This window comes from Methylorubrum podarium (genome assembly GCF_022179745.1).
In the GTDB taxonomy this organism is placed as follows: domain Bacteria; phylum Pseudomonadota; class Alphaproteobacteria; order Rhizobiales; family Beijerinckiaceae; genus Methylobacterium; species Methylobacterium podarium.
In genome coordinates this window covers 1-9,701 of the sequence record NZ_BPRD01000643.1, presented here as the reverse complement: position 1 = coordinate 9,701, position 9,701 = coordinate 1, and the positions used below count along the sequence as shown (strand labels likewise).

Annotated in this window: 8 protein-coding genes; 1 reads left to right on the top strand and 7 read right to left on the bottom strand. The window is 70.4% G+C overall.

Going from position 1 to position 9,701, the window contains the following annotated elements; all coding sequences use genetic code 11:
* On the bottom strand, nucleotides 1-109 hold a 109-nt coding region (locus MFF42_RS25195; RefSeq protein ID WP_507763122.1), incomplete at its 3' end, for a thioredoxin domain-containing protein.
* 141 nt (nucleotides 110-250) lie between these two features.
* Here MFF42_RS25195 and MFF42_RS25190 point away from each other — a divergent pair.
* Complete coding sequence (locus MFF42_RS25190; RefSeq protein WP_238258714.1) at nucleotides 251-1,156, top strand: LysR family transcriptional regulator; 906 nt, start codon at nucleotides 251-253, stop codon at nucleotides 1,154-1,156.
* A 78-nt stretch (nucleotides 1,157-1,234) separates the two neighbouring features.
* Here the strand turns inward: MFF42_RS25190 and MFF42_RS25185 are convergent, their stop codons facing one another.
* The 6 genes from MFF42_RS25185 to MFF42_RS25160 all read right to left on the bottom strand — a co-directional run bounded on the left by MFF42_RS25185 (nucleotide 1,235) and on the right by MFF42_RS25160 (nucleotide 9,029).
* Nucleotides 1,235-2,839, bottom strand: a complete 1,605-nt coding sequence (locus MFF42_RS25185; protein ID WP_238258713.1) for a sulfite reductase subunit alpha — start codon at nucleotides 2,837-2,839, stop codon at nucleotides 1,235-1,237.
* Nucleotides 2,840-3,017: 178 nt separating this feature from the next.
* Nucleotides 3,018-4,811: a NirA family protein gene (locus MFF42_RS25180; protein ID WP_238258712.1), complete on the bottom strand. Its 1,794-nt coding sequence runs from the start codon at nucleotides 4,809-4,811 to the stop codon at nucleotides 3,018-3,020.
* 11 nt (nucleotides 4,812-4,822) lie between these two features.
* On the bottom strand, nucleotides 4,823-6,043 hold the full coding sequence (locus tag MFF42_RS25175; protein WP_238258711.1) for an NAD(P)/FAD-dependent oxidoreductase: 1,221 nt from the start codon (nucleotides 6,041-6,043) through the stop codon (nucleotides 4,823-4,825).
* 25 nt (nucleotides 6,044-6,068) lie between these two features.
* Entirely contained in the window at nucleotides 6,069-6,863 is a 795-nt protein-coding gene (locus MFF42_RS25170) for an ABC transporter ATP-binding protein (protein WP_238258710.1), read from the bottom strand.
* A gap of 13 nt (nucleotides 6,864-6,876) precedes the next feature.
* Nucleotides 6,877-7,737 carry a nitrate ABC transporter permease gene (gene ntrB / locus MFF42_RS25165; RefSeq protein ID WP_238258709.1) on the bottom strand — a complete coding sequence of 287 codons (861 nt, stop codon included), beginning with the start codon at nucleotides 7,735-7,737 and terminating at the stop codon, nucleotides 6,877-6,879.
* The gene (locus MFF42_RS25160) at nucleotides 7,737-9,029 is read right to left on the bottom strand and encodes a CmpA/NrtA family ABC transporter substrate-binding protein (RefSeq protein ID WP_238258708.1); all 1,293 of its coding nucleotides are present in this window, start codon (nucleotides 9,027-9,029) and stop codon (nucleotides 7,737-7,739) included. Before MFF42_RS25160 ends, ntrB begins: the two co-directional genes overlap by 1 nt.
* Nucleotides 9,030-9,701: the final 672 nt, after the last annotated feature.

Below are 9,701 nucleotides of genomic sequence, written 5' to 3'. Positions count from 1 at the left end.
GCCCGCCGGCGAGATCGACCTCGACGGTCTCGAAGGGCTGGCCCACCAGCGACAGGAACAGGCGCGCCCGGTGGGCATGGCCCGACAGCGACAGGGTGTAGAGCTTCACGGCGACATCTCCTCGCGGCCGCAGGATCGGCCGCGGGCTGCATCACACTCCTTCCCGGCCGCGGCGTGAACCGGTCTTGCCGGCAATCGACTGTTGCGTGATGCGGAATAATCGGCACCCTATCGCCGCGGGGAGGCCGTCATGGACCGGCTACAGGGAATGCGAGTGTTCGTCCGGATCGCCGAGGGCGGCGGCTTCGCGGGGGCGGCGCGCGCGCTCGGCATGAGCCCGGCCGCCGTCACCCGCGCGGTCGCGGCGCTCGAAGCCACGATTGGCGCGCGGCTCTTCATCCGCACCACGCGCTCGGTGAAGCTCACGGATGCGGGCGGGCGCTATCTCGAGGATTGCCGCCGGATCCTGTCCGAGATCGCGGAGGCCGAGGCGGTCGCCGCCGGCTCGACCGCGACGCCGACCGGCACCCTGACGCTGACGGCCCCGGTGCAGTTCGGCCGCCTCTACGTGCTGCCGGTGGTGACCGCGTACCTCGCGCGTCACCCCGCCGTGTCGGTGCGCGCGCTGTTCCTCGACCGGATCGTCAACATGATCGAGGAGGGCATCGATGTCGGGGTGCGGATCGGGCATCTCGCCGATTCCGGGCTGAGCGCGATCCGGGTCGGCAGCGTGCGACGGGTCGTCTGCGCGGCGCCGGCCTATCTGGAGCGGCAGGGCGTGCCCGAAACGCCCCGCGACCTGCGCGATCACGCGGTGATCGGCTCGACCGCAACCGGTGACCTGCCCGAATGGCGGTTCGGGACCGACCGGCGGGTGACGGTGACCGTCCATCCCCGCCTGGTCTGCAACACCGTCGATGCCGTGCTCGCGGCGGCGCTCGACGGCTGGGGGATCGCGCGGCTGCTGTCCTATCAGGTCGCCTCGGCGGTGGCGGAGGGGCGCCTGCGGATCCTGCTGGATGCGGACGAGGCGGCGCCGGTGCCGATCCACGTGGTGAGCCCCGAGGGCCGGCGGGCGCCGGCCAAGACCCGGGCTTTCATCGACCTCGCCGCGGCACGGTTGCGGGCCGACCCGCGGGTGAACCCGTTGGGTTGAAACGGATCCTACGCCCGCGCCGTCATCGCGTCGGCTCCGCCTCGCGATAACGGCGCGGCGGGAGAGGGAAGCGAGCCGTCAGTACACGTCGGCCTGGTAGCGCCCGGCCTTCTTCAGGGCGGCGAGGTAGGCCACCGCCTCGTCCGGGTTCTTCCCGCCGTGCTGCGCGGCGACGTCGATGATCGCCCGCTCCACGTCCTTGGCCATGCGCTTGGCGTCGCCGCAGACGTAGAAATGGGCGCCGCCCTCCAGCCACTTCCACAGCTCGGCGCCGTTCTCGCGCATGCGGTCCTGGACGTAGGTCTTCTCGGTGCCGTCGCGCGACCACGCAAGCGAGAGGCGGGTCAGCACCTTCGCGTCCTTCAGACTGTTCAGCTCGTCCCTGTAGAAGAAGTCGCTGGCCTGCCGCTGGTGGCCGTAGAAGAGCCAGTTGCGGCCGGGCGCCTTCGTGGCGGCGCGCTCGCGCAGGAAGGAGCGGAACGGCGCCACCCCCGTGCCGGGGCCGCACATGATCACGTCCTTGCCCGGATCCTCCGGAAGGCTGAAGCCGTGCGCCTTCTGCAGGTAGATCTTGACCTTGGTCTGCTCGGGCAGGCGCTCGCCGAGATGGGTCGAGGCGACACCGAGGCGCAGGCGCGAGCGATGGTTGTAGCGCACCGCGTCCACGGTCAGCGAGACCCGGCCCGCATCCATCTTCGGCGAGGACGAGATCGAGTAGAGCCGCGGCTGCAGCTCGTCGAGCGCCTCCAGGAACACCTCGGCATCGGGACGCGCCCCGGGGAATTTGTGGAGCGCGCCGAGCACGTCGAGATGCTGGGCATCGCCGTCCGGATCCTCGCCGGCGGCGAGCGCCTGCGCCTTCTTGCGCGCCGTGCCCGAGGTCAGCAGCGAGAGGAGCTGGTAGAGGTTGTCCGGCGCCGCGCCGAGCGAGTACTCGGTCAGCAGCCGGTCGCGCAGGGTCTTTCCGCCGATCATCCGCTCCGGTCGCGTGCCGAGTTCGGCGATCACCGCGTCGACGAGCGCCGGGGCGTTGGCCGGGAACAGCCCGAGGGAGTCGCCGGCCTCGTACTGGATCGGCGTGTCCCTCAGGTCGATCTCGATGTGCCACGTCTCCTTCTCGCCGCCCGGCGCGTTGAGGCGGGTGCGGGAGAGGAAGGTCGCCTCGACCGGGTTCTCGCGGCAATAGCCCAGCGGCCCGAGCTCCGGCTCCTTCTTGGGCGCGTCGCCCTCGTCCTTCTTCGCGGGGGGCGCACCACCCGCGGCGCCGAACTCCTCCTCCAGCTTCTTGAGCATCCGCAGCGTTTCCTTGCCGCCGGGCTGGCAAAGGTTCAGCCGCTCCTCGCTCTTGAGGAAGATCGCGTTGGCGTAGTCGGCGCAGTTGTAGCCGCACTGGCCGCAATCCTGCTGCGCCATGGCGGCCATCAGCTTCTGCGGCTCGGACTTGTCCTTGGCCAGATCCATCCGGTCGCCGATCGGCATCGACGGGTCGTGCCAGGGCGCGTCGTCGTTGTCGGCGAGTTTTTTCGCGCCCCCCGGTGCCTCGCCGGGCGCGAGCGCCGTGGCACCCTCCACGGCCGGGCCGAGCAGGGCGGCGAAGTAGCCCGACAGCCAGGAGCGCTGGTCGGCGTTGAAGGGGGCGCTCTCGGGGATCAGGACGAGCGGGGGAGCGACGTGCTGGGTCATGGCAGGACCTGAGAATTCTGACGGACCGTGGTCCCCTCCCCCTTGCGGGGAGGGGTAGGGGTGGGGGTGGTGCAGGAGGCACCGCTGCGGCGCGTTCCGAACCACCCCCGCCTCCGGCTCCTCCCCCCAAGGGGGAGGAGAGACGCGCGCGACGCGCGACGAGTCGCCGGCCGCGGGGTCACGCCGCCGCCTTCAGCGCCGGCTGCGCTTCCGCCGCGTCGCGGAGAGCCTCGGGCCCTTTGCGCGCGGTGAAGGTCTGGAAGCTCTCGTCCTTGCTCTCGCGCAGGGCGAGGTAGGCGTTGAGCAGCGCCTCGACGCGGGCCGGCGCGTCCTCGGCCTTCACCGCCTTCCAGATCTCGGTGCCGATCTTTGGGTTCTCGGCAAACCCGCCGCCGACCACGATGTCGTAGCCCTCGACGGTGTCGCCCTCCTCCGAGACGACGACCTTCGCGCCGATGAGGCCGATATCGCCGATATAGTGCTGGGCGCAGGAATGGTGGCAGCCGGTGAGGTGGACGTTCACCGGCACGTCGAGGGCGGGCACCGTCCGCTCGACATGGTCGGCGATGATCATCGCGTGCCCCTTGGTGTCGGAGGCGGCGAACTTGCAGCCGCGGGCGCCGGTGCAGGCGACGAGCCCCGAGCGGATGCCGGCGGCCTTGATGGTGAGGCCGAGCGCCTCGACGCGGGCCTCGACCTCCGCCACCTTGGCGTCCGGCACGCCCGAGAAGATGAAGTTCTGCCAGACCGTCATGCGGATCTGGCCATCGCCGCACTCGGCCGCGACCTTGGCCAGCCCGCGCATCTGGTCGGTGGTCATCTTGCCCACCGGGAGCACCACGCCGACCCAGTTCAGGCCGGGCTGGACCTGGGGGTGCACGCCCACATGGCTGAAGCGGTCGGTCGGCCGGCGGGGCGCGACATGGGCGGCATCGACCCGGTCGAGCTTGCGCCCGAGCTTCTCCTCGACCGCGGCGATGTACTTGTCGAAGCCCCAGGCGTCGAGGACGTACTTCATCCGGGCCTTGTTGCGGTTGGTCCGGTCGCCGTTCTCGATGAAGACCCGGATGATCGCGTCGGCCACGCGGTTGCAGTCCTCGGGCTTGAGGACGATCCCGGTGTCGCGGGCCAGATCCTTGTGACCCGAGATGCCGCCGAGCACGAGGCGCATCCAGACGCCCGGCGCGACCGCTGCGCCCTCCAGCACCTCGATCGCCTGGAAGCCGATGTCGTTCGTCTCCTCCAGGGCCGGCGTCACGCCGCCGCCGTCGAAGGAGACGTTGAACTTGCGCGGCAGGCCGTAGAGCGAGCGGTCGTTCAGGATCCAGTTGTGCCAGGACTTGGTGAGGGGCCGCGTGTCCAAGAGTTCCCGCGCGTCGATGCCGGCGGCGGGCGAGCCGGTGACGTTGCGGATGTTGTCGGCCCCCGCGCCCTGCGCGGTCAGACCGAGATCGGTCAGCCCGTCGAGGAAGGGCTGGGCGTGCTCGGGCGCGATCTCGCGCACCTGCAGGCCCGCGCGGGTGGTGACGTGGCTGTAGCCGCCGCCATGGGCGTCCGCGAGGTCGGCGATGCCGGCGAACTGCCAGTGCTGCAGGATGCCGTTGGGCACCCGGATCCGGCACATGTAGGAGACCTGGTTCGGCGCGACCCAGAACATGCCGTGGTAGCGCCAGCGGAAATTGTCCTCGGGTTTGGGGTGCTTGCCGGCGGCGGCCTCCGCCTTCAGCCGGTTATGGCCGTCGAACGGGTTTTCCGCGCGTTTCCACTTCTCCTGGTCGCAGAGCTTGCCGCCCGCCTTCACGGTGCGCTCCTGCGCCTTGATGTGGATCGCGTCCGGACCCGTCGGCTCGGCGGGCGCGGCCGCGGCGGCGCCCTGCCCGATCGCCAGGCCGCCGGTCATCCGGGCCGCCGCGATGCCGGAGGCGAAGCCTTCGAGGTAGCGCTTCTGCTCGGCGTTGAATTCGTCTGCCATCGCTGCCTCACTCACGCTGCGAGGGATTTGGGGGCCGGGCCGAACATCAGGTCGTCCCGGTCTTCAGGGGAGAGCGGCGCGCCGGAGCGGATCAGCTCCTTGCAGCGCGCCTGCTCCGCGATATCGCCGACGAAGACCGCGCCGAGGAGGCGGTTCTCGGCGATGATCAGCTTGCGGTAGAGCCCGGCGGCGGCATCGTGCATCACGACCGCCTCGGCGCCCTCGGGCGTGTCGACCAGCCCGGCGGAGAAGACCGGCAGGCCCGACACCTTCAGGCTGGTGGCAAGGGACGTGCCGGGATAGGCGGCCGCCTCGCCGAGGAGCACCCGCGACAGCACCTCGGCCTGCTCGTAGGCGGGCTCGACGAGGCCGTAGACGACGCCCCGGTGCTCGGCGCACTCGCCGAGCGCGTGGATCGCCGGGTCCGAAGTGGTCATCCGGTCGTCCACCGTGATGCCGCGCCCGCAGGCGAGGCCGCAGCTCTGCGCCAGGGCCGTCGAGGCGCGGATGCCGACCGACATCACCACGAGGTCGGCGGGGATCACGGTGCCGTCCTTCATCAGCAGGCGCTCGACGCGGCCGTCGCCTTCGATCGCGGCGGTGTCGGCGGACAGCATCACCCGGACGCCGCGGGCCTCCATCGCCGCGCGGACGAGGCGGGCGGCGGCGTGGTCGAGCTGGCGCTCCATCACCCGGTCCATGACGTGGACCAGCGTGGTGTCGACCCCGAGCCGGGCGAGCCCGACCGCGGCCTCGAGGCCCAGCAGGCCGCCGCCGATCACCACGGCCTTGGCGTGATCCACGGCGGCCTTTCGGATCGCCGCCACGTCTGCGAAATCGCGGAAGGTCAGGACGCCGGGCAGGTCGATGCCGGGCAGCGGTAGCCGGATCGGCAGCGAGCCCACCGCCAGCACCAGCCGGTCGTAGGGCAGGACATGCGCTTGCCCGACGATGGCGAGCCGGTTCGCCCGGTCGATCTCGGTCACCGGGGCGCCGGTGACGAGGCGGATGCCGTGCTCCTCGTACCAGGAGAGCGGGCGGAAGCCGCAGGCCGCCTCGTCCACCTCGCCGCCGAGCAGCGAGGAGAGCAGCACCCGGTTGTAGGCCGCCACCGGCTCGGCCCCGACCACCGTCACGTCGTAGCGGCCCGGCGCCCGCTCCGTCAGCCGCTCGAGGAAGCGGAGCGAGGCCATGCCGTTGCCGGCGACGACGAGTCTGTCCTTCACGCTCATGCGCCCGTGATCCCCCTTCACGAACTCAGGCGGCGAGAGCGGGCTTGGCGTGGCGGGCGTAGAGGAATTCCAGCACCGCGGCGCGGGCGTGGACGTAGGTCGCGTCCTCCACGAGATCGAGGCGGCGCCGGGGCCGCGCCAGCGGCACGGGCAGGATCTCGCCGATGGTGGCGGAGGGCCCGTTCGTCATCATCACGATGCGGTCGGAGAGCAGCACCGCCTCGTCCACGTCGTGGGTGATCATGATGACGGTGTTCCGCAGACGCGTCTGGATCTCCATGAGCTGATCCTGGAGGTGGGCGCGGGTGAGCGCGTCGAGCGCCCCGAACGGCTCGTCCATGAGGAGCACGGTCGGCTCCATGGCGAGCGCCCGGGCGATGCCGACGCGCTGCTTCATGCCGCCGGAGATCTCCGCCGGGCGCTTGTCGGCGGCGTGCATCATGTTCACCAGCGCGAGGTTGTGCTCGATCCACTGGGCGCGCTCGGCGCGGGACTTCTTGCCCTTCGAGACCTTGTCGACGGCGAGCGCCACGTTCTCGCGCACGGTGAGCCAGGGCAGGAGCGAGTGGTTCTGGAACACCACCGCGCGGTCGGGGCCGGGGGAATTCACCTCCCTTCCGTCGAGGAGCACCCCGCCGGTCGAGGCCTTGAGCAGGCCGGCGACGATGTTGAGCACCGTCGACTTGCCGCAGCCCGAGTGCCCGATGATCGAGACGAACTCGCCCTTGGCGATGTCGAGGTCCACGTCGCGCAGCACCTCCGACGTCTTGCCGCCGCGGCGGAAGGTGATGCCGACCTGGGAGAGGGAGAGATGGGCCATGGTTGTTGTTCCCTCAAGCCGCGGAGGTGCCGCGGGTCACGAGCACGCCGGCGCCGGCGACCAGCCGGTCGAGGACGAAGCCGATGAGTCCCACGTAGACGAGGGCGACGATGATCTCGGAGATGTGCGAGGAGTTCCACGCATCCCAGATGAAGAAGCCGATGCCGACGCCGCCGATCAGCATCTCGGCCGCCACGATCGCGAGCCAGGACAGGCCGACACCGATGCGAAGACCGGTGAAGATGTACGGCGCGGCCGAGGGCAGCATGATCTTGTAGAAGAACTCGATCGGGTTCAGCCGGATGACCGCGGCGACGTTGCGGTAATCCTGCGGGATGTTGCGGATGCCGACCGCGGTGTTGATGATGATCGGCCAGATCGAGGTGATGAAGATCACGAAGATCGCCGAGGGCTGGCCGTCGCGGAAGGCGGCGAGCGAGAGCGGGAGCCAGGCCAGCGGCGGGATCGTGCGCAGCACCTGGAAGATCGGGTCGAGCCCGCGCATCGCCCATTCGGACTGGCCGACCAGGGTGCCGAGCAGCACGCCGGCCACGACGGCGAGGGAGAAGCCGAGCGCCACGCGCTGGAGGCTCGCCGCGATATGCCAGAACAGGCCCTTGTCGGTGCCGCCGTTGTCGAAGAACGGATCGACGATGATGTCCCAGGCGTCCGTCAGCACCCGCGAGGGCGCCGGCAGGCCGGCGGTGGGGGAGGAGCAGAGCAACTCCCACAGGAGCAGGAAGCCCGCCAGCACGACGAGCGGGGGCACGATGCGGGCGGCGACGCCGCGCAGGGGGGCCAGGGTGACGAGCGGGCCGCGGGCCTTGGCGGCGGCGCGCGCGCGGGTTGCGGTGAGGGTTGCTCCGGTGGCCATCACGCGACCTTCTTGATGCCGAGGCTGGCGAGGTAGGCGGCAGGGTTCTCCGGATCGAAGACCTTGCCGTCGAACAGCGTCTCGACGCCGCGCGAGGTGGAGGTCGGGATCGCCGACACGCCGAGCGCCTTGGCGGCCTCGCGCCAGAGATCCTCGCGGTTGACCTTGCCGATCAGCGCCTTGGTGTCGGTGGCCGCGTCGAACTTGCCCCAGCGGATGTCCTCGGTGAGGAACCAGAGGTCGTGCGACTGGTACGGGTAGGAGGCGTTGTCGGCCCAGAACTTCATGGTGAAGGGGCTGTTCTCGACGATGCGGCCGGTGCCGTAATCGAACTTGCCCTTCATCCGGTCGACGACGTCGGCCACCGGCACGTTGATCCACTGGCGCTTGGCCACGATCGCCGCCATCTCGTCGCGGTTCTCGGGCTTGTCGCACCAAGCCTGCGCCTCCATCACCGCCATCAGCAGGGCCTTGGCGGCGTTCGGGTACTTGTCGACCCAGGCCGCGCGCATGGCGAAGGCCTTTTCCGGGTGGTCCTTCCAGAGTTCGCCGGTGGTGAGCGCGGTGTAGCCGATGCCCTGGTGGATGAGTTGCTCGTTCCACGGCTCGCAGACGCAGAAGCAGTCCATCGTGCCGACCTTCATGTTCGCCACCATCTGGGCGGGCGGCACGACGATGGTCTCGATGTCCTTGTCCGGATCGATGCCGCCGGCGGCGAGCCAGTAGCGGATCCAGAGGTCGTGGGTGCCGCCGGGGAAGGTCATGGCCGCCTTCACCGCCTTGCCCGACGCCTTCTTGGCCTCCAGCACGGCTTTGAACGGCTTGGTGTCGAGGCCGATCTTGTGGTCGATGTGTTCCTTGGCGATCGAGATGCACTGACCGTTCAGGTTGAGCCGGGCCATGATGTACATCGGCACCGGCACGTTGTTCTGCGTCACCCGTCCGGCGGAGATCAGGTAGGGCATCGGCGTGAGGATGTGGGCGCCGTCGATGCCGTTGCCCTCGGAGCCGAGCACGAGGTTGTCGCGGGTGGTGCCCCAGGAGGCCTGCTTCAGCACCTCGGTGTCCGGCATGCCGTACTTGGCGAAGATGCCCTTCTCCTTGGCGACGAAGAGCGGCGCCGCGTCGGTGAGCGCGATGAAGCCGAGCTTGGCCCCCTTCACCTCGGGCCCCGCGCCCTGCGCGAAGGCACCGGCCGGCAAGGCGGCGCGGGCGGCACCCGCCAGGGCGAGGGCAGCCGCCGCTCCCTTGAGGACGCCGCGACGGGTCGTGTTGCCGTGATCGATGCTCATCCGCTCTCCGCTCCGGTGCGCTGTCTGCACATGAAAAAAGCCGCCGTCCGGGGATCGCCTGCGCGATCGACATTCGTCGCGTGCGGGCAGTCCGGATCAGCGGCCTTGCTGACGTCTTGGGATCCGTCATCGTTGGCGGGCCCGTGCGGGTGGCGTTGCAGGAGCCGTGCCAAGTGCGCGGGCCGGGCTCATCGCGGCCGCGTTGATCCCGTCTGGATCTGCCCCGCGCCGTCATCGCGAGCGTCGGCGAAGCGATCCCGGGTGCGACCACTCCGGAGATGTCCTGCGCTGGATTGTTTCGGCTCCGCCTCGCAATGACGGCGCGGCACTCCACGGAAAACGGGTGCGTCGAGCCGCTCGCCGTACGGCCGGCGCTCAGGAGCGCGGCAGGCGCGTGCGCTGCACAAAAATGAGGCTGATGGCGCCGCAGCGCGCAAGCCGAACCGTCCTACGGATGGGACCGGCCTCGGCTCATGATGCGACGTCGCCTCGGCGTCGCAACACGGGTGGATTCCGGGTTCCGCTCCGCGGCCCCGGAACGACGGTGGATGGCCGTCGGGAGCTGCGGACGTTGCCCCCGAGTCCGAAGCGGCAGCGCTCAGCCGCCGATCGCCGCCGCGAACAGGTCCGGCCGGTAGAGCGCGGCCGCCCGGTCCGCCGCGTCGCCGCCGG